The following is a 19,243-nucleotide window of genomic DNA, read 5'->3' on the forward strand; positions in this document are numbered from 1 at the left end:
CTCTACGACGCCCTCAAGGTCGCCTACGACGACCTCCCGGTCGGGAGCCGCATGCTGGTCGAGTACAAGTTTTTCGAGCCCGCGTTCTACCATACCGATCTGCCGGACTGGGGCGCGGCGTTCCTGATGTGCCAGAAGCTCGGAGATCAGGCGCAGGTTCTACTGGACACCGGGCACCACGCCCTGGGAACCAACGTCGAGTTCATCGTGGCGTACCTGCTGGACGAGGGGCGGCTTGGAGGGTTCCACTTCAACAGCCGCAAGTACGCGGACGACGACCTGGCGACGGGCACGATGAACCCTCAAGAGCTGTTCCTGATCTACAATGAGCTGGTTCGCGAGGAACTGTACCCGAACTCGACCGCCGACATCGCCTACATGATCGACCAGAGCCACAATCTGAAGCCCAAGATCGAGGAGATGATCCAGTCGGTGGAGTGCATCCAGCGCGCCTACGCGCAAGCGCTCATCGTGCCGCGCGACCGGCTCGCCGCCGCGCAGGACGAGTGCGACATCGTCGCGGCGGAGAGGATTCTGCAGCGCGCGCATAACACGGACGTCGAGCCGCTGCTCCAGGTCGTGCGGATGGAACTAGGCGTCGATCCCGAGCCGTTGGAGGCGTTTCGCGCCAGCGGCTACTTGGAGAAGGCTGCCGCCGAGCGCCGCGAGGGTCCGCGGTCCGGTTGGGGAGCATAGGACGATCGGCTCGAGGACTCGGGGCTCACGCACGGCGAGCCCCGTCGCGTCGTGCGGCGTCGGGCGGTGCGTGATAGGAGCGGACGATGCCTAGGTTCACATTCCAGCGCCGGATCCGTACCGCGTCGTCGGAACAGTACAACGTCTACGACGGCGAAGCTGAGACGAGCCAGCGAGCGATAGGCCAGGTGGATATCCACTACCTGTCGATGGGCGATGCCGAGGCGTCCGTCATCCTCTTCGATGATCTCGACGGCGACGACATCGACGAGCTCTTGGCGACGCTCGACGACGACCTGCTGGACCTTCCTGCCACCGAGGACAGCCGCGTCCATGCCACGGTGATCGTCGGGCAGGAGATCGGTTCCTACGAGCTGTCGCGCGACGGAGAACCGACGGCATTGGACGACGAGGAACCCGACGCCTCGCAGTTGGTCTAGCCCACGGACAGCCATGTCACGCTGCCGGACTACGCGCTGGCACGCTCAAGGAGACGCATCCATGGCGCGACAGATGAAAGCCTGGGCTTCGGCAGTTGCCAGCCTGGCGCTCGTTTGGTCGATCTTGGGCGCCGGCCCGGCAAGCGCCCAGGACGCATGGGAGGCGGCGTTAGGTCCCTTCGGAGGCGTCGTCAACAGCATGTGCCGTACACCGGACGGCTCCATCCTCGCGGCGACTGCGTCGGGTCTCGTCTACGCGTCCAAGGACGACGGCCAAACGTGGTCGATGGCTCTTCGCCTGGCACAACCGCGCGCCGTGTCGTCTGTGAAGGCTGTTGCGGGCCGCCTGTACGCGGGCGTAAACGGCGCAGGCGTGTTCGAATCGGAGGACGCGGGAGCGAACTGGAAGCAGCTCGACCCCTTGCGGCTGCCGACGCCGGCCGTCACTGCCCTGATCGAGTACGACGGAACGTTGTTCGTCGGGACGACCGGCGGCGTCGCCCGTCTGGTCGTCGACGCAGCGGGCAAACGGCAATGGGAGACGCTGAACGGCGGTCTGCGTAATCTGAACATCCGCGAGTTCGTCCACACGTCCAAAGGAGCCCTGATCGCCGCCACGAACGCCGGAGCGTTCCGGTTCGATAGCCCGAGGGCGCGCTGGTTGGCATCGTCGAACGGACTCACGAAAGAGGGAGAGCGCGATTCGTTCGTTCTCCGGTCCATCGTCGAGCACAACGACACGCTGTACGTCGCGACGCCGAACGTCGGCGTGTACCGATCCGCCGACGGGGGCGCGACATGGGAACCCGCGAATGCGGGCCTCCCGTCTGTGAATGTGCTCACGTTGGCGTCTGGAAGCGACGGCGTCTACTGCGGTCTGGAGGCGGACGGCGTATACCGGCTCGCGGACACTTCGACGAGCTGGACCGTCGTCGGGTCCGGGATGCCCAATCCGTACCCGTACTCGCTCCTGTCGACTGCCTCCGGGATGCTTGCCGGGACCTTCGGAAGCGGCGTGTTCCGGTTCGATGGCACGTCCTCGCAATGGGGGCACTCGAGCGGCGGCATGCAGAACGCCAGCGTCTTCGCGCTGTCGGGATCGGGTTCGCAGGTCCTCGCGGGAACCTCAGGCGGCGTCTATGTTTCAGAGGACGCCGGCGCGACATGGGTGCTGTCGAATGCCGGGCTCGGCGAGGTCAACACCCGGAGCGTGGGTTTCGTCGGGTCATCGACGTACGTTGGGACGTACCGAGGCGGATACTACGTTTCGGACGACCGAGGAGCCACGTGGCGCGTCGGCAGCGACACGCTCAAGGGCACCACGGTGCGCGACATCGTCGGCGCAGGCAATCGAGTGCTTTTCGGCGTGACCGGTCGAGGCATCGTGGCGTCGGTGGACTCCGGGGCGACGTGGGAAGCCCTCCAGGGAAGCGAGGACTTCCCATTCGTGTCGTCGCTCGCGGTCATCGGTTCGGACATCTACGTGGGCACCGACGGGCGAGGCGCGTTCGTGTCGTCCGACGGCGGAGCCACATGGACGCCTCGTCTTACCGGGCTGGCTTCCATGGCGGTCTACAGCTTCGTGTCCACGGACAGCGGTGTGTACGCCGGCACGTACGGCGGCGGAGTCCACAAGCTGCAGCCGGACGGCACATGGGTTCCCCAGAACGCAGGGCTCACGGACCTGCGCGTTCGTTCCGTCGTCACGGATGGGCAGTCGCTCTACGCCGCCACGTCGAACGGCGGAGTCTTCGCGTCGCGCGACGCAGGCGCGAGCTGGACTCCGATGAACGACGGACTCGACGACCTGAACGTTCGTTCGTTGCTCGTCGCCGGAGGCTATCTGCTGGCTGCCACATCGCGGGCGGGCGTCGCGCGCTTCGCTCTGCCCAAGCAATAGACCCGACAGGAGCCCCATTGGACGCCCACGCAATCGTCTGCGACGCCTCTCAGCGGTTTCGCCTGGAAGAGGTGGTCCTTCCCGATCCAGGCCCCACTGACGTTCTCATCCGCATCGAATTCTCCGGCATCAGCATTGGCACCGAGTTCGCCCTCATCCGAGGCAAGATCTCTTGGGGTCCCTATCCGTTGTGCACGGGATACCAAGCGGTCGGGACCGTGGAGCGGGTCGGCGAGGACGTACGCGGGTTCTCCGTCGGCGATGTCGTATTCCTGCGCGACAACCGCAGCATCCAACGAGCCAATGGCGAGCGCGTTTCGGCGGTCGCCGGCACGCACGCTTCGCATGCCGTCGTCGATCCGTCGAGGACTCACGGGATCGATCATCTGCCGGACGGCGTGGATCGCGCTGCCGGGAGCCTGTTCGTCATGCCTGCGGTCGGGCTGAACGGCGTCGACATGTCCAATCCGCGCCTCGGCGATGTCGTGGTGGTGCACGGCGTCGGGCTAATCGGTCTGGGCGTGGTCGCGGCGTGTCGCCATCGGGGATGCGTCGTCGTCGCGGTCGATGTCGAGGATCGGCGCTTGGAGACCGCCGTCGCGTTGGGAGCGGATCGCGCCATCAACGGGTCCCGCGAGGACGTCGGACCGGCATTGCGCAGCATCGCGTCCGAAGGCGCAGACGTCGTGTTCGAGGCGACCGGCAATCCGGCGTGCGTGGACCCCGCGCTCGCCTTGTGCCGCACCCACGGCAAGTTCGTGTATCAGGGACACTACGGCACGGCTCCCCTCTCCTACACCTTCTCCACGCCGCACGGCAAGCGGCTGACAGCGTTCTATCCCTGCGACGACGGGCTGGCTCCCTGTCGCCGGGCGGTGCTGCGCAACATGGCGATGGGAGCGCTGGATTGGGGACGTGTCATCACACATCGGGTCGAGTCATCCGAAGCAGCGGAGTTCTTCGCTGCGATCTTGCGCGGCAATGAGCGGAACGTGCTCGGAGCGGTCATCCATTGGGGCTGAGTAGCAGGAACCATGAGCCGAATCCTCATCACCGGCACCAGCGGCTTCATCGGCAGACAGCTCGCGTCGACGCTCGCCCAGACGCACGAGGTGGCGGCGATTTCACGAAAGCCGACGCCGGTCGCGGGCGTCTGGTCGATCCAGGGCGACTTCGCGCACGCAGACGACCTGCGGAGACTCAATCGGTTCGGGGCTGACGTGGTGATCCATCTGGCGGCGGTGACCGGCGGCTGTTCGGAGCAGGACGGCATCCGCGTCAACGTGGGCGGAACGCACGGTCTGCTGCGGTACTGGCTCGACCGTGGCTGCCGGAAGTTCGTCCTGGCGAGCTCCATTGCCGCAGTCGGGATGCAGTCCGAGAAGTTCCGACCCCTCCAAGTGCCGATTCCCGATGAGCATCCCTGCCTTGATCGAGACGGCTACGGTCTCTCGAAGTATCTGATGGAGGAGGTGGGGCGCTACCTCACGCGCCAGGTGGACGACCTCGACATCATTGCGATCCGCCTTGCCAGCATCATTCCCGACAATGCGAAGCCAGTTCCCAGGAAGCCGGGCCCCGTGGGACAGTGGGCGATGGGGTCTGTCACGCTCATGTACCTGAGCGATGCGGTGGCGTGTTTCCAGGCAGCTGCAGAGGCTCCGCGCAAGTCTGGCATTCGCATCATGAACGCGGCTGCGTCGCAGGCGTGCGTGGATTCGACGGTTCCCGACACGCTCCGCGCGTGGTATGGAGCCGACGCTGACGCAATCGACTTCTCGCACTACGAGCCCCCGGGGCACGAGCGCGATTCCGTCTACGACATCCGTCGCATCGCCCAAGAGATCGGATTCGTGCCGCAGCGGAGCGTCCTTGCCTCCTGAGTGAGGTGCTTCTGCCACATGACCAGCGCCGTCGGCGTGTACATCGATGAGCATCGTGAAGATGTCGCGGACCTGCTGTCGGAGCTGGTTCGCATCCGCACGGTGAACCCTCCCGGCGAGAACTACGAAGCGGCTGTCGCGCTGCTGGAGTCCCACTGCGCGAGTCTCGGCATGGCGACTTCAACGGTCGATGTGCCGCCACAGGCCGCTCGCCGCGTTCTCGGACCGCACGCGGCGCATCCTCGCCGGAACCTGATCGCGCGCCTCGATCTCGGGCAGCGCCGGACGATCCACTTCAACTCGCACTTCGACGTGGTTCCCGTGTCCGGCGGTTGGCGCGTCGAACCGTTCTCGGGCGAGCGGCGCGGCGACTGGCTCTACGGACGTGGAGCCGACGACATGAAGGATTCGATTGCCGCGACGTTGTTGGCGGTCCGCGCCATCGTCGAAACCGGCGTGCAGACCGCCGCGAACGTCGAATGCTCGTTCACCGTGGACGAAGAGACGGGCGGGCAGCTCGGAGCCGGCTATCTCGCGCGGAAGGGGCTGATACGCGGCGATTGCGTGGTCAACTGCGAGGGTGGTGGCGGCTTGACGGTCGGGTACGGGCACAACGGCGTGCTCTGGTTGCGGGTCACGGTTCACGGGAAGGCGGCTCATGCGTCGGTTCCCCATGAGGGCGTGAACGCCTTCGAGAGGATGTCGGCTCTCGTTCAAGCGCTCGAGCCGCTCAAGGAGCGCCTGCGCGATCCTGAACGGTGCTACGTCACCGAGTCCGGCATCCGCCGACAACCGACGGTCAACGTCGGCGGAGTCTTCGCGGGGAGCGAAGGCGACAAGGAGAACACGGTTCCGGCGCTGGCATCGTTCACCATCGACCGGCGCGTCGTGCCCAACGAATCCATTGAAGACGCCGAAGCGGAACTACGGGCGGCAATCGAGGATGCGAGACGCGCGATTCCGGGCATCCGCGTGGATGTCGAAAGGACCCTCGCCATCGAGCCGTGCCTCGTCGACGCCAACTCGCGCTGCGTCCAGGAGTTCGCCCGCGTCGTGCGGCAGGTGCGGCGGCGACCCGTCAAGCTGTCCACGACGAGCGGTTTCACCGACCTGCACTACCTGGTCGGGCGCAAGGGGTTGCCGGGCGTCGGATACGGGCCCATCGGCGAGGGCGGGCACGGAGCCAACGAGCGAGTGCGCATCTCGGAAGTCGCGCAGACTGCGCGCATCTATGCCGAGTTCATCCGAACCGCGGATTTCGGCTGACAGCGCCCCAATCAGATAATCCGATGAGGTGAGATGACGATGGGAGAGTCCGGTTCATCGATGTACCTAGCTGGCAAAACCGTCGGCGACGAGCAGATACGCAAGTGGGTCGAGGCGTTCCACCGCGACGGATGCCTGTTCCTGACGAACGTGCTGCCGCCGGAATGGTGCGCCGAGCTTCGAGCCGATCTGGAGCGAGCTCTTTCCGGGAACCCCAACGGGCTGAACCAGGACAACGCCTCGCTCATCCTGGCTCACCGGATGTTCGAGACGAGCGCCGCGAACCTGCGGCTGTTCGACATGGAGCCAATCGCCAGCTTCGCGGAAGCTCTCATCGCTCGGAACTGCCACGTCATCCACAACAACTCGTTCATGACGCCCCCGGGTCGCGGCATCACGACCTGGCATCAGGACGACCCGCCGCACTACCTGGTGACCGAGGGCGAGCCCCCGACGAACGTTCGACTGCCCGTGATGGTCTTCACGGCGAACTACTACCTCACCGACGTGACCGAGCGCGCGCATGGAGGCACGGAGACGATCCCCGGTTCCCACTTGTACGGAGCCAGTCCGCCCGGTGTGATCGAGGGCACGCGCTGGGAGGAGAGCGTTCAGTACAACTTGGGACCCGCCGGCAGCGTCATCCTGTTCAACTGCCAGGTCTGGCACCGGGGCGGGCCCAACACGAGCGACCGAACCCGGTACATCACGCAGGTGACGTACGGCAGGCGGCTCGTGGGGCACAAGTACTACCCGTTCATGAACTACACGATGCCCGAGCACGTCTATGTGGGCGCTTCGCCGCGGCTAAGACGCTTGCTGGGGTTCCTCGACCACGGTGCGTACGGCTGACGCGCTACATGGGCAGCAGGACCTTGCCCTCGACGCGCGGTACGAACGTGTCGGCGCTGGGGTCTCCAAGGATGATGTAGGTCTCGATTCCCGCTTCGCCCGACCGACGGAACGAGACGAACGAGTTCCAGTCGTTGTGATTGGAGCGCTCGTCGCGGCGGAGCACGATGCGACCGCTGACCGACATCGAACTGGAGAGCTCGTAGCTGACGCCCCAGATGTGCTGCTGGCGGCGCTCCTCATGCCGCAAGATCGACAGGTTCAGGCTGGTCGATATCTTGCCACGCTTCACGAACCCGCCGGTCGACACGAAGTGCCGGAACGTGCGAGCCGCCTCGCCGAACGAGTGACGAGCGTTGAAGCCCCTCGTCCGTTTCTCGTTGCCCGCCCCGGTTCCATATCCCCAGGACCAGTCGAAGTCGGAAGCCGACGCGCCTTCTTCGCGGTAGCGACCCATGCCGAAGTCGATGTTGAACCGCATGTTGCGGCGAGTGCCAATGAACATGTCGCCGCCGACACGGTCCCGGAAGAACTGCGTCTCGCCATCGCGATCCGAGAACGTCGTCACGGCGCGGCGGGCGACCCCACCCAAGCCGTCGAATCCCTCGCCGGTCGTGTACCGCTCCTGGTACATGCCGCCGAAGAAGCCCCCGACGTTCGAGATGAACGAGTCGCGCCACTCGTTCTGGTAACCGCCTTCGAACCCGACGCCACGACGCCCTGGGTCCTCGATGAACCCGTTGGCGGCGCGGAAGCCCGGGCTGACGTACTGGACATCCCCGCCCACGAAGCGTTTGCCGTTCCACCAGTTGCCGCCGATGCTCGCCAGATCGCCGCGCAGGAACTGGCGGACTTCGCTCGACTCGTCGTTCGGATCGACGCCCATAAGACTGCTCGACCCGTACTGGATGTCCATGCCGCTGTTCCGCGTCAAACGCGAGTTGGCGCGGTAGCCGACGACCGTGTTGTCGTGCAGCGGAGAGCGCTTGACCGCGCTGCTGACCGAGAGCCTCGCGTGTTCGCCGATGCCCTGAGTCACGCTGCCGGCGTAGTCTTGACGGTATAGGTGCCGCAGATCGTCGTGCTGATCGTCGAGGTCGAACGTGCCGAGAACACCGACGTTGGTGCGCTTCGCGAGCTTGCCGTAGACCTTGGCGCCGACATCGATGTTCTCGACGCGTCGGCTGTAGAAGTAGGACCCGGCGGGCGACCCGAGTCGGAGCATGTCGTCGCCCTCCTGGAAGAAGGGACGCGACTCCTGAACCCACCGCTCGCCGCGCGAGAAGTCGATTCCCTCGACTTCGCCTTGGACGTTGCGAAAGTCGGGGTTGAGCGCCACAACGGCGGTGATCGTCGGGCTCGGGCGGAATCGCACGTCGGCTCCCAGGCGCGCCGTGCCGGACCAATCGTTGTCGACTTCGGCGCTGCCGGCTGCCAGGAACGGCAGGACCAGCAGCTCGCGAGTGAACGCCGACGCCGGCAGGACGACGCCCTCTAGATTCGCCGAATACTCGTTGCGATGGTTGCGTCCGATGTCGCTGAACCACGACTCGAACTTGCGGCGGGAGTGGTTCCGCGACGCGTTGAAGCCGATTGTGACGGGCTCGGAGCTGTTCGGATACGTGAGGATCGCCCAGGGAATCGCCATCTCGAGCGTCCAGCCGTCCTCGACGATCTTCGCGGCTGCCTTCCAGTCGCCCTTCCACTCCGCCTTGCCGGACCTTCCGCCGCCGATCTCGGACGACATGGTCCCGATCGGGTTCACCAGGAACCGCGAGAGGTCGTTCCAGTCGTGCGTGTGGAAGGGGTCGATCTGAAACTGGAAGTTGTCGTCGCCCCAGAGCCGAGCGTCGCGTTGTGTCTCCCGCGCCACGAGCTTCGACGGGTCCGGGTCGTAGCAGTGCGCCGCGACGTAGATGTTCGTCGCGTCGTAGCCGATCCACAGACGTGTCTGGTCTTGGACTGGCTTGCCGTCGTTGCGGTCGATGAACGTGTCTCCGAGCGCAGCTTCCGACCAGACGGCGTCGGAGATGTCGCCGTCGATTGTCGGGGGTGTGGAAAGCTGCTGACCGGGCAGGCGCCGGGTCGCGTAGGGCGCTCTGTCGTCGTCGGCGGCGTGCGCGGTGACGACCATGAGCACGAGGGCAAGGACGCACGGGCACATGGCGATGGCGCGATGCAGGCGGGGGGACACGCGATTCTCCAAGAGGGGTCAGACCCCGAGGATGGGCGTCATGATTCCAGTCAGCCGCGGGACCCGCAGGCGTCGGCGGACCTTCGACTCGCCTAAGAGCCTCGGTTAAAGGTGAGTACCAGGCTGCCCGCGGTCAAGAGGCTGTTAGCCGCTCAGCACAAGGACACAGGCATGGATGCACTTCGATACGATGCCGTCGAACGTCAAAACGAACCGCGCGTCGATCACGTTTCGCGGCGCGTGCTGCTACACTGTGTCTCTGCACCAATCTGAACGATGACCCGATCGGAGCGCATCATGACGAACTCTCGTCGCGCAACGCGTGCCTTCGTCGCCGTCGCCGTGTTCATGGCGTCCGTGGTCTTCGCGGACGCACCGGCTCTGGTCCGCAAGGAGCAGATTACTCCGGGCGTCTGGTATCGCGAATACGCTAGCAACGCGGAGCCGCTGGCGATTCAGGTGCTCGAAGTCGAGCGCGCCGCGCCGGGCATCGCCGTCGAGGTCTGGCTGGCGCGCGGGATGGTCGCCGGACTCGAAACGCTTCCGGACGCGGTTACCCGACTGTCGGCTGACGGTCGTGACGTCATCGGAGCCGTCAATGGCGACTTCTTCGTGCGCGAGGACGGCGCGCTGCCTGGGGACCTCGCCGGGCTGTGCGTTGTCGATGGGGAACTGGTCAGCACGCCGAACCGGCGAGCCGTCTTGGCGTTCGACGGGTACGGGAGCCCGTCCATCGAGCGCTTCGCGTTCACGGGAACCGCGACGACGGCGGACGGGGCGTCGATGCCCATTGTGGGCGTCAATCAGCCGTGTCCCGACGATGGGCTCGTGCTCGTGACGGATCGCATGGGCGAAGCGGTCGGCGAAAAGCACTGGGCGTCGATGCTGGTTCTGCCCTCTGATGTGCGCATCGGACTCGGCTTGTCAGTCGAGACGTTCGCCTCGGGGGGCGCGTTCATCGACTGTCCGACCCCGGCGCTCCCTGGAACCGTGGCGCTCGTCGGGAAGGGCACTGGCGAAAGGTTCCTCAGAGCCATTGGTGCCGGGGCAGCGGTGCGGGTCGCATGGTCGGTTTCGCCGAGCAACGACTGGGCGTACGCGGTCGGCGGCGGACCCCGTCTGCTGCGGAACGGCGCGATCACGGTCGAGCAAGAAGCCGAAGCCGAAGGGCTTTCGGCGGTGTTCCTGGAGACTCTCCATCCGCGTACGGCAGTCGGGTTCGACCCGGATCGCCTCTACTTCGTGACCGTCGACGGACGCCAGCCGGGCTATAGCATCGGAATCGGTCTACGCGACCTGGCGGCGTTCCTGCGAGACATCGGGGCGTCGGAGGCGATCAACCTCGACGGCGGCGGATCGACGACGATGTGGGCGGGAGGCGATATGCGCAATCGTCCGTCGGACGGCTCGACACGGTCCATCGCGAACGGACTCGTCATCCATCGCATCCGCGAATCCGCCCAACCAGACTGATCTCACGAACGGCAACCACGGAAATCGCAAGCCGACGCCTGCCGCCACTCCATTTTGTCAACACAGACCTTGACATAATCAATCTCATGTATTAGACTCTGTAATGTCGAGCGTTTCAGTGTTCAAGTCGGAGTCACGGGATGCGACCCGAACTAGCCCATTGCCCGTCTTGCGGCGGCGAAATCATCACCACCCGTTACTCCTGCCCGGCGTGCGACATTCACGTCGAGGGTCGGTTCGCGCGGAATCGGTTCACTCGACTGACCCCCGAAGCGCAGGACTTCCTCTTCGTGTTCGTGAAGAACCGGGGGAATATCCGGGAGGTGGAACGGGAACTCGGCATCTCGTACCCCACGGTGAGGAACCGTCTGAACGCTGTCATCGCGGAGTTGGGTATCACGGACCGCGACGAATGGTCGCCCGAGGAGATCGCCGCCGAACGGCTCGATATCCTGCGAGAGCTCGACGAGGGCAAGCTGTCGACGGCTGAAGCGGAGGAATTGCTCAACACGCTGAACGAGCTGAATCGGAAGCAGGGAGGGCGACAGAAATGAGCGCAGAACGCAAGCTGATCCTCAAGATGGTCGCCGACGGAAAACTGGCAGTCGATGAAGCGGACCGGCTGCTCGCAGCCATCGGCGGAGAGAAGGCGACGGGCAACGGCAGCTCACCGAAAGCCGACGCGGCGTACGATTTCCTAGCGCGCGTGGCGCAGGATATGCAGAAGGGTCTCAACGAGATCGGTTCCCAAGCTTCTACGGAGATCAAGCGTGTCCGCGATCGGCTGCGCGAACGCAGCGATACGCTGCGTCAGCGGCTGGACGAGATGCGCGCGACGTCACAGCCCGAGCCTGGGAAGAAGCGGAACCACACGATCACGGTCGAAGTGGATGGCGAAGGCGACGCCGAGCCTCCCAAGGATCGCAAGGAAGGGGCGGAGCATGACGACCACCGATGAACGGCTCCTCGTGCTCAACCTACTCCGGGAAGGCAAGCTCACGACGGAAGACGCGGAGCGGTTGCTCCGGGCGCTGAACGCGCCTGAAGCGGAGAAGGCAAGGGCGAGCAAGCCGAAGGACCTGGACGCCGTGTTGCGGCAGTTCGGCACCGATCTGGGGAAGATCGGAACGGCGAAGTGGGTTCGGGAGATCCAATCGGCAGCGACCGAGCTCGGCAAGCAAATCGAGGCGTTCGCGCGCGATGTGCGCCACACCGTATCGGAGTCGAGATCGCCGAACTGCTGTGAGTATGGCGTGTCGACGGGAGCCGTCGTGCGCATCTCGCAGAAGGGCGGCAGTCTGGCGCTGCATCCGGGCGACGCGACGCGTGTCCGCGTGTCGGGTCCCAACACGCACGCGGAAGTCGATGAGGACGGCTTGCTGGCGCGAGTCGAAGGCGTCGGCGGTCCTACGGTGGTTCGCATTCCCACTGTGGCGCGCCGCGTGATCGTCGAGCTGACAGGCGGCGGATTGGCTGTCAAGGGGCTGACGCTCGATGAGCTCACCGCGCGGGTCGTCGGAGGCGGCATGAGCATCGGAGACGTTGCCGGTTCGCTGGAGCTGGAGACCGTCGGTGCGGGGCTGGAGCTGACAGCGATCCAGAGCGAGGCGATCCACGCCAAGGCGCATGGCGGGGGGATCCGGGCATCCATCGGCGATGTGACGCGCGGCGAAGTGGAGCTATCGGCGGCAGGCGGTGGGATCGATCTGGAGCTCGGCGAGGCGTCCGACTTCGAGGTCCACTACTCCGTCGTCGGAGGAGGGTTCGACTCCCAGTGGGAAGGTGGAGCCGTCGGCGAGAACCGGTACCGCTACGGGTCCGGTGCGGCGACGATCGAGCTCTCGGCGATGGGCGGGGGAATCTCCCTGCGCAAGAGGCGAACGGACACGTCCGGCTGACAGGAAAGGGCTGTCACCATGCATCTCGTCATCCGCATCCTACTCGGCATCGTGTTGGCGGCGATCCTGATCAAGCTCATCCCGCTCGCGGCGGGGGTCGTCGCAGGAGTTCTCGGCTTGGCGATCGGCCTGGTCATCCTCGTGATGAAGGTCGTCGTCCTTGCGCTGTTGGCAATCGCCGCTCTCTTCCTCTGGAGGAAGGTGAGCGCCGCGTCCTAAGCGCGCGATGTCATCGCCAAGATAGCAGGGGATCGGTCCGCCGATCCCCTGCCTTTGTACCGCTGCACAGGTCAGACGACTCGACGCCCGCGCTGCCAGACCATCCACACGCCGACCACGACCATCGCGAGCGACCAGAGCTGCTGTTCGCTGATGCCGTGGATGAACAGCGTGCCCTGCCAAGCCGTCCCAAGAAGGTGGTCGTCGAGGCTCCGGTTCTCCCAGCCCATCGGCGTCGACGTGAACGAGAAGACGCGCGTCAGCCGCCAGAACTCCGTGATGATGCGCTCGATCCCCATCAGAATGAGGAACGCGCCGAACGCCACGCCCTGCCGCGAGCCCCACCGACGTCGCATCCGCCAGAGGAAGATGAACGCCGCCGACAGCAGGACGATGTCGTAGAGCATCGTCGGATGGACGCGGACACCGGCGGGCGTGGGCACGGTTCCGTTCGGGAACCCGACCGCCCACGGCAGACTGGAAGGGGCTCCGTAGTCGCCGTCGCCGGAGAGGAAGCACCCCATGCGCCCAAATGCCTGTCCCAGCAGGATCGCAGGGGCAATGCCGTCGATGGCTTCCCAGATGCGGCGACGCGGCGACGCGCCTCTCGCTTCCTGCACGATGAGCGATGGCGAACGGTAGAGCACGATCAGCACGGCGACGATGCCGCCGGCGAGTCCCCCATGCCACGCGAGTCCGCTACCGGACAAGAGCGAGCGCCAGTCGCTGGCTACGTCGCGCCAGAAGTAGAGCTTGGCTCCTAGCACGCCGCCGATGATCGCGGCGAGGATGACCGTGGAGGCGAGCTCGGGATCAATGCCCTTGCGGAGGTACTCCTGCCGGATGAGCGCGTACCCTGCCAGGAATCCCAAGCCCATCATGATGCCAAACGTGTGAATGCCGACGGGTCCGAACTGGATCAGGGTCGGGTACATGGCTAGAAGTCCGTTCCCACAGACCAGTAGTAGCGTGGCGAGCGCGAGACCAACTCCGTATCGATGCGCCAGGCGACATCGAAGCGGAGGACGAAGATGCCCAGGTTGAGCCGACTGCCCGCCCCGACGCCGCCGACGATCCGGTCGCGGAGGTCGCTCAGACTATCGACGGAGGCGGCGGGGCTCGACGACGCTCGCAGGTCGAACGCCGATCCGAGGTCGGCGAACAAGGCTCCGCCGATGTATCGGAACGTCACGCGCAGGGGCCATCCCAGCGTCAGGCGGTCGATCAACGGGAACCGCCATTCGAGGTTGATCAGCGCGAACGTGTCGCCGACGGACTCGTACAGGTCGGTTCCTCGGAGCGGGCCCTGGAACGACGGGAAGAAGAGCTCCTCGGCGCTGAGCGCTTCGTCGACGGCGCGCGACACGCGCGGGCTGATCTCCGAGGCGATGCCGCCCAGGAAGAACCGTTGGGCGTTGGGACCGCGACTGGTTCCGCCCGTGACCCGGATGGCAAAGCTCTGTTCCGAGCCGACGCGGACGTAGTGACGATAATCGACGGAGGCTGTGCCGAAACGCAGGTAGCCGCTCCCGAACCCGGGCGCGGCGAACGCCTCCAGCCGCAGCCGGCGACCGTCGACGGGTCCGAACATGCCGTACCCGACCGTGTCCTGCACGAACGCCATCCGCACCGGGAGCATGGACTTCGCGTCAATCGGCTCCTCGTCCACCTGCCGGATCGCATTGCCGAACGCGTCGAGGCGGTCGTACGGAGTCAGTTGGATGCCAACCCGGTCGCGGTATATCCGCTGCGCGCCGATCCCCGTCTCGAACCGCGCGAACTGGCTCAACGGATACTCCGCCATGCCTTCGAGCCCGACGCTCCGGTCGGCGACCAGCACGGTCCGGTACCGCGATTGCCCTTCGCTCGCGAGGAAAAAGTCGCGCGTGTGGAACGCGGTGATGCCGTAGTCGAGTCGCCGGTTCAGGCGGACGTAGGACGCGACGGCGTTCAAGTTCCGCAAGGAAGAGATCGACTGGTCGGTCACGACGATCAGGCGTTCGTTGCCGAGCAGGTCGCTCATGCTGAGGTACGCCTGCCCGCTGAACCCGGAGAAGCTGCTGACCTGCGTGTACACCCCGAATCCGTCGACCGTCAGCCTCGGCTGGTAGGGCTTGGGACGCGCGAACTTGCGGCTGACGCGCGGGGCGTCCTCGTCCTGCGGCTCGTCGTCGGTGGTTTCGGTGTCGGTTGGCTCATCGTCTTCATCAGCCTGTGCGGCAGCCACCGGTTCCTGTGAACGACGGCTCCCCAGGGCAGCCAAATCCTTCGGGATGCTGGCTGACAGCGGCGAGAGCAGACGTTCGGGAACCGGCGCAGTCGAGGCATCGGGCGATGTCGTTGGTTGCGGAGCGGCGACGGGAGCCGTCTCGGTCTCCGATGTCGTCTGCTCCGGCGCGCTGGGCGAGGTTCCGAACCAGGTGCGCGCGAGCTCGGTCGGCTTCGGTGAGTAACGCGAATCCAACGGGCGATCCATCAGGAACAGGTCGAACCCCCCTTCCTGAAACGCCGTGAACACGAGCTGCGAGCCGTCGGCAGAGAGGTCGATCTGTTGGCAGCCGGTCAGGGCGTCCGTGATGGCGGTCGGCTCGTCGCTACCGAGCGGCTGGACGTAGACATTGCCGATGCCGGATCGCTCTGAGACGAAGAGGATCGACCGTCCTTCCGGGCCCCACACGGGGTAGAGGTCTCTCGCGGGGTGTCGGGTCAGGCGCGTCAGCCCTTTGGAGACTTGGTCGAGGATGAAGATGTCGTACTGCCCATGGCTGAAGCGCGGCGTGTCGTCGAACGTCAGTCCGTGATCTTCGCGGTCTGACGAAAAGGCGATCCGCGAGCCGTCCGGCGACCACTCCGGGTCGCGTTCGTCGTACGGATCATGCGTCAGGGGAACCAGGCTCCCGGAGCGAAGGTCCATCGAGTACAGGTCGGACCAGCCGTCTTTGAGCGCCGCGAAGACCATCGCGTCGCCAGAGGGCGACCACGCCGGGGTGAACGCCGCGTCGACGTCGATGGGGTAATCGCGAGCGATCCTGCCCGCTTCGAGGTCGTAGATGAAGAGCGCGCTCCTGCCTCGCTGCTTGGCGATGATCGCCAAACGCTGTCCATCCGGCGACCACGCGAGCCCGGGTCGCAGCAGATAGAGCGACTCGAAGTCCGGCGACTGCTCGCCTTCGATGATGCGCTCGACCTTGCCGGACGAGAGCTCCATCAGGTAGACGTCGGCGAAGTCACGGCGAGTGCTCACGAAGGCGACTCGGCGTCCATCCGGCGACAGACGCGCCCCGACGTTGAGGTATCCGTCTCCCTTCGAGTGATCCGTGAGCTGCCGCGCGAACTCCCCCGGAGAAAGCCTCTCGGCGATTTCGGGCCAGTATTCCTTTTTGAGCCAGGTCTTCCACTTCGGCTCCAGGTCTTCCATCTGGATGCCGTAGACCGCCAGCAGCGACTTCTCGACGCTCGCCGTCTCCTTGAGAGACCGTAGGTACTGCCCGATCCGATCGACGCCGTAGGTTTCGTGAAGGTACCGGTAGAGAGCCTGCCCGCCCTTGTACGCGAAGACGCCGCCCTGCATCATCTCAATGGGCGGCACGTAGTCGGAGATCACGGCATCTCGCATCACGTTGTCGGCTTCCACATCCCAGCCGATAGATTCGTACTCGGCGAGCCCCTCGACCGCCCATAGCGGCAGCGACACGAGGCGCGACAGCGCGAGCGTCTTCAGGCTGCCGCCAGCGAAGAGATCGTACTGCAGCGCATGGACGAGCTCATGGCGGACCACATGCCGTAACTGCGAATAGGAACCCTCGAACGGGATGACGACTCGGTTCCGGCTGAACTCGGTGAACCCACCGGTTCCCTCGCCAATGAGCGCGCCGATGACGTTCGTCTCCGAGAACGAGGCGTGCGACGTGTAGAGGATGACGGGGATCCGGTTGCGCGGTTGATAGTCCCAGCGAGAGGACAGTTCCTCCAGGGCATCCTCGGCGGTTTCGGTGGCATACTGCGCCATCCGATACGCGCCCTTTGGAAAGGTGATATCGAAGTGCTCGGATCGGATCGACTCCCACTCGAGCTGTGAGTAGTTGACCTTGTTCCGTCCGAAGCCCTGCGCAAGGGCGTCCGCCGTGAACCAGGCGAGGATCGCCAGCACGAGCAGCGATGCGATGCGACATCGTCCGAAGTTCGCCACGAGGTTCTTTCTAAGGCGTCAGGACGCGCGTCGGCGTGATCGTGATCGCGCGCGGATCGGTCGGGCATGCCCGCTCGCAGCATCCGCACCCGACGCACGTGGCTTCATCGACGAGCACCTTGCCCGACGCCGACAGATCGAGAACCCGGTAGCCGAAGTCGAGCAGTGGACATGCCTCGATGCACAACTGGCAATCGACATCCTCGCTGCGGAGGCACTTTGGCTCTTGAATCCTCGCGATGCCCATGCCCAACGCTGTCAGGGGGACGACGGACAAGGCTCCGCTGGGACACGCCGACATGCACGCAAGGTCGTTGCAGACGACGCACGGCTGCTCGCTCGCGTCGATGTACGGCGTGCCGTCGGGGTGGCGGCGAATGGCGCGCGCCGGGCAGGCGTCGATGCACTTGCCGCTGTGTTCGCAGGTCGCGGTGAAGAGCCATTCGTTCTTGGCTCCGGGAGGTCTCAGCCACGTCCCGACGGGCGCTGCGTCATCGGTCGAGGTGGGCGGAACCCCAGGCGATTCGCCGCGAACCGCGCTGCGGAACTCCTGAACAGGCTTGGCGAGCTCGCGGAAGAGCTGTCCGAAGAAGTCACGGCGACCGACGTCCGTATCGTCGTCGTATGGACTCACCGGGCTCTTCTTCGCCATGGGCCCTCCGCCCCTCACCGAACAAGCCACGTTGTCTGAAACGACGGTCGCTGGGGTCAGGCAATACAGGTCGAGGCACGGCACGCGACGTACGCCAGGAACCGTCAGCGAGCCCGCGTCACCTGCTCGCGGAGCTTGCCGATGCGAGCGCCGGATTCCTGACGCGCCTTGCGGAGCACGTCCGGTGACGGGTTCCCGCTCTTCAGCGCTTCGAGGATGACGCCCTCCGCCGCGATGAACTCGTCGCCGATGTCCGCCAGCTCGGACGCGATGTCATGGGGGATGGTCGTGATGCCATTCACGTCGCCATGCAGCAGGTCGTCAGGATAGACGGCGATGCCACCGACGTGGATCGGCACGTGAACCTGGAGGATGTGGCAGTACGCGTGCGAGCAGATCGTGCCGCCAGTGAACGCAGGGAATCCGATGTCTCGCACCTGGTCGAGATCGCGTCCTGCGCCGCTGGTGACGATGCCTACGGAACCGAACGCCTGGTACGTCGTGCACATGACTTCGCCGAAGGTCGCCGCGACGGCTGGGTCGTCCAAGTCCTGGAACACGACCACGGGCGGACCCGACAAGTCCCCGAAGCGCTCGACCTGCGTGTCCGTGCCGGAGTAGGCGTCGCCGCTCCTGGGCGGGGCTGAGGATCGGAACGTCGCGGTCGCGGCGAATCCGACCATCGGGGGCATCTCCGGGAAGCACGCTCGGATGCGTCCGTCCATGTAGCCCGTGTTCCGCGGGCGCACATCGAACAGCTCGATGAGATTGCAGATGGTCGGCGTGTCGAAGGTCCGGAGCTTCTGGAGCACTTCGGGTCCGATCGCGCCCATGCGCGGCATCCCTTTCTGGGTCCTGGTTCACACCTGATTCACAAGGTCAGACACATGATGTGGGATTCGGCACGTCCCGGATGATACGACCCCGGTGAGGGCATGTAAAACGCGAGCGATGTCCGCAGTGGGTACGTGTGCTTCGCGGCGCGTCCGGTATGCTATCCTTACCTCAACCACTTCGCGGTGACCCGTGTCTGCCGATGTCGAGGAGACCGAACGCATGAGCGCGATCCCGGCGGAGCTGCCCAAAGCCTACGAGCCTGAAGCCGTCGAGAAGCGCTGGTACGACTTCTGGCTCGCGCAGGGATGCTTCCGAGCGGATGACGTGTCCGACAAACCGTCGTACTGCATCGTCATCCCGCCCCCCAATGTCACGGGCAGCCTCCACATGGGTCACGCCCTCGACAACGCCCTGCAAGACATCCTTATCCGCTGGAAGCGCATGTCGGGCTACAACACGCTCTGGATGCCCGGAACCGACCACGCGGGCATCATTACCGAAGTCGTCATGGAGCGGATGCTCCAGAGCGAAGGTACCTCCCGCTACGAGCTCGGGCGCGAAGGCTTCCTGGACCGGATGTGGGCGTGGAAGGACGAGTCGCGCGGGAACATCATCGGGCAACTGAAGCGCCTGGGCGCCTCCTGCGACTGGGAACGCGAGCGGTTCACGCTCGACGACGGCTCCGTTCGCGCCGTTCGTCGGGCGTTCAAGACGCTCTACGACGCCGGTCTGATCTACCGCGGC

At 65.3% G+C, this 19,243-nt stretch carries 16 protein-coding genes and 1 pseudogene; 12 read left to right on the plus strand and 5 right to left on the minus strand.

Annotated features, from left to right (window positions below; all coding sequences use genetic code 11):
* Nucleotides 1–782: 782 nt before the first annotated feature.
* The 6 genes and pseudogenes from FJZ36_12295 (at nucleotide 783) to FJZ36_12320 (ending at nucleotide 7,037) form a co-directional block, all read left to right on the plus strand.
* Nucleotides 783–1,136, plus strand: coding sequence for a hypothetical protein (locus FJZ36_12295; protein ID MBM3215683.1), 354 nt, complete (start codon nucleotides 783–785; stop codon nucleotides 1,134–1,136).
* A 798-nt stretch (nucleotides 1,137–1,934) separates the two neighbouring features.
* Nucleotides 1,935–3,317 (plus strand): annotated as a pseudogene (locus FJZ36_12300) (hypothetical protein).
* Nucleotides 3,318–3,464: 147 nt separating this feature from the next.
* Nucleotides 3,465–4,058 carry a zinc-binding dehydrogenase gene (locus tag FJZ36_12305; GenBank protein ID MBM3215684.1) on the plus strand — a complete coding sequence of 198 codons (594 nt, stop codon included), beginning with the start codon at nucleotides 3,465–3,467 and terminating at the stop codon, nucleotides 4,056–4,058.
* Nucleotides 4,059–4,070: 12 nt separating this feature from the next.
* Nucleotides 4,071–4,919, plus strand: coding sequence for an NAD(P)-dependent oxidoreductase (locus tag FJZ36_12310; GenBank protein MBM3215685.1), 849 nt, complete (start codon nucleotides 4,071–4,073; stop codon nucleotides 4,917–4,919).
* An 18-nt stretch (nucleotides 4,920–4,937) separates the two neighbouring features.
* Nucleotides 4,938–6,185, plus strand: a complete 1,248-nt coding sequence (locus FJZ36_12315) for an ArgE/DapE family deacylase (GenBank protein MBM3215686.1) — start codon at nucleotides 4,938–4,940, stop codon at nucleotides 6,183–6,185.
* A 33-nt stretch (nucleotides 6,186–6,218) separates the two neighbouring features.
* Entirely contained in the window at nucleotides 6,219–7,037 is an 819-nt protein-coding gene (locus tag FJZ36_12320) for a phytanoyl-CoA dioxygenase family protein (GenBank protein MBM3215687.1), read from the plus strand.
* A gap of 4 nt (nucleotides 7,038–7,041) precedes the next feature.
* Here the strand turns inward: FJZ36_12320 and FJZ36_12325 are convergent, their stop codons facing one another.
* Nucleotides 7,042–9,231 (minus strand): hypothetical protein, encoded by a 2,190-nt coding sequence (locus FJZ36_12325; protein ID MBM3215688.1) that lies wholly within the window; start codon nucleotides 9,229–9,231, stop codon nucleotides 7,042–7,044.
* Between the two features lie 276 nt (nucleotides 9,232–9,507).
* On the opposite strand from FJZ36_12325, the gene FJZ36_12330 reads away from it, so the two are divergent.
* The 5 genes from FJZ36_12330 to FJZ36_12350 all read left to right on the plus strand — a co-directional run bounded on the left by FJZ36_12330 (nucleotide 9,508) and on the right by FJZ36_12350 (nucleotide 12,821).
* Nucleotides 9,508–10,704 carry a phosphodiester glycosidase family protein gene (locus tag FJZ36_12330; protein ID MBM3215689.1) on the plus strand — a complete coding sequence of 399 codons (1,197 nt, stop codon included), beginning with the start codon at nucleotides 9,508–9,510 and terminating at the stop codon, nucleotides 10,702–10,704.
* A gap of 140 nt (nucleotides 10,705–10,844) precedes the next feature.
* Nucleotides 10,845–11,258, plus strand: a complete 414-nt coding sequence (locus tag FJZ36_12335; protein MBM3215690.1) for a DUF2089 domain-containing protein — start codon at nucleotides 10,845–10,847, stop codon at nucleotides 11,256–11,258.
* On the plus strand, nucleotides 11,255–11,662 hold the full coding sequence (locus FJZ36_12340; GenBank protein MBM3215691.1) for a hypothetical protein: 408 nt from the start codon (nucleotides 11,255–11,257) through the stop codon (nucleotides 11,660–11,662). Before FJZ36_12335 ends, FJZ36_12340 begins: the two co-directional genes overlap by 4 nt.
* The gene (locus FJZ36_12345) at nucleotides 11,646–12,602 is read left to right on the plus strand and encodes a hypothetical protein (GenBank protein ID MBM3215692.1); all 957 of its coding nucleotides are present in this window, start codon (nucleotides 11,646–11,648) and stop codon (nucleotides 12,600–12,602) included. Before FJZ36_12340 ends, FJZ36_12345 begins: the two co-directional genes overlap by 17 nt.
* Nucleotides 12,603–12,620: 18 nt before the next feature.
* Complete coding sequence (locus FJZ36_12350; GenBank protein MBM3215693.1) at nucleotides 12,621–12,821, plus strand: hypothetical protein; 201 nt, start codon at nucleotides 12,621–12,623, stop codon at nucleotides 12,819–12,821.
* A gap of 71 nt (nucleotides 12,822–12,892) precedes the next feature.
* On the opposite strand, the gene FJZ36_12355 is transcribed toward FJZ36_12350, so the two are convergent.
* From FJZ36_12355 to FJZ36_12370, 4 genes are all read right to left on the minus strand, one after another.
* On the minus strand, nucleotides 12,893–13,756 hold the full coding sequence (locus FJZ36_12355; protein ID MBM3215694.1) for a prolipoprotein diacylglyceryl transferase: 864 nt from the start codon (nucleotides 13,754–13,756) through the stop codon (nucleotides 12,893–12,895).
* A 2-nt stretch (nucleotides 13,757–13,758) separates the two neighbouring features.
* On the minus strand, nucleotides 13,759–17,010 hold the full coding sequence (locus FJZ36_12360) for a hypothetical protein (GenBank protein MBM3215695.1): 3,252 nt from the start codon (nucleotides 17,008–17,010) through the stop codon (nucleotides 13,759–13,761).
* A 10-nt stretch (nucleotides 17,011–17,020) separates the two neighbouring features.
* A complete protein-coding gene (locus tag FJZ36_12365; protein ID MBM3215696.1) occupies nucleotides 17,021–17,662 on the minus strand; it encodes a 4Fe-4S dicluster domain-containing protein in 642 nt (213 codons plus the stop codon).
* Nucleotides 17,663–17,766: 104 nt separating this feature from the next.
* Nucleotides 17,767–18,495, minus strand: coding sequence for an RraA family protein (locus FJZ36_12370; GenBank protein ID MBM3215697.1), 729 nt, complete (start codon nucleotides 18,493–18,495; stop codon nucleotides 17,767–17,769).
* Between the two features lie 223 nt (nucleotides 18,496–18,718).
* Between FJZ36_12370 and FJZ36_12375 the strand changes: the two genes are divergently transcribed.
* Nucleotides 18,719–19,243: class I tRNA ligase family protein (locus FJZ36_12375; protein MBM3215698.1), on the plus strand; the 525-nt coding region annotated here is incomplete at its 3' end.

The sequence above is a fragment of the Candidatus Poribacteria bacterium genome (assembly GCA_016866785.1).
Taxonomy (GTDB): domain Bacteria; phylum Poribacteria; class WGA-4E.

What these genes read in the sequence shown, in the direction of transcription:
- FJZ36_12350 (MBM3215693.1), top strand. Translation starts at nt 12,621, where the DNA reads ATGCATCTCGTCATCCGCATCCTACTCGGCATCGTGTTGGCGGCGATC.
- FJZ36_12315 (MBM3215686.1), top strand. Translation starts at nt 4,938, where the DNA reads ATGACCAGCGCCGTCGGCGTGTACATCGATGAGCATCGTGAAGATGTC.
- FJZ36_12355 (MBM3215694.1), bottom strand. Translation starts at nt 13,756, where the DNA reads ATGTACCCGACCCTGATCCAGTTCGGACCCGTCGGCATTCACACGTTT.
- FJZ36_12345 (MBM3215692.1), top strand. Translation starts at nt 11,646, where the DNA reads ATGACGACCACCGATGAACGGCTCCTCGTGCTCAACCTACTCCGGGAA.
- FJZ36_12320 (MBM3215687.1), top strand. Translation starts at nt 6,219, where the DNA reads ATGACGATGGGAGAGTCCGGTTCATCGATGTACCTAGCTGGCAAAACC.
- FJZ36_12370 (MBM3215697.1), bottom strand. Translation starts at nt 18,495, where the DNA reads ATGGGCGCGATCGGACCCGAAGTGCTCCAGAAGCTCCGGACCTTCGAC.
- FJZ36_12305 (MBM3215684.1), top strand. Translation starts at nt 3,465, where the DNA reads ATGCCTGCGGTCGGGCTGAACGGCGTCGACATGTCCAATCCGCGCCTC.
- FJZ36_12340 (MBM3215691.1), top strand. Translation starts at nt 11,255, where the DNA reads ATGAGCGCAGAACGCAAGCTGATCCTCAAGATGGTCGCCGACGGAAAA.
- FJZ36_12335 (MBM3215690.1), top strand. Translation starts at nt 10,845, where the DNA reads ATGCGACCCGAACTAGCCCATTGCCCGTCTTGCGGCGGCGAAATCATC.
- FJZ36_12310 (MBM3215685.1), top strand. Translation starts at nt 4,071, where the DNA reads ATGAGCCGAATCCTCATCACCGGCACCAGCGGCTTCATCGGCAGACAG.
- FJZ36_12365 (MBM3215696.1), bottom strand. Translation starts at nt 17,662, where the DNA reads ATGGCGAAGAAGAGCCCGGTGAGTCCATACGACGACGATACGGACGTC.
- FJZ36_12295 (MBM3215683.1), top strand. Translation starts at nt 783, where the DNA reads ATGCCTAGGTTCACATTCCAGCGCCGGATCCGTACCGCGTCGTCGGAA.
- FJZ36_12330 (MBM3215689.1), top strand. Translation starts at nt 9,508, where the DNA reads ATGACCCGATCGGAGCGCATCATGACGAACTCTCGTCGCGCAACGCGT.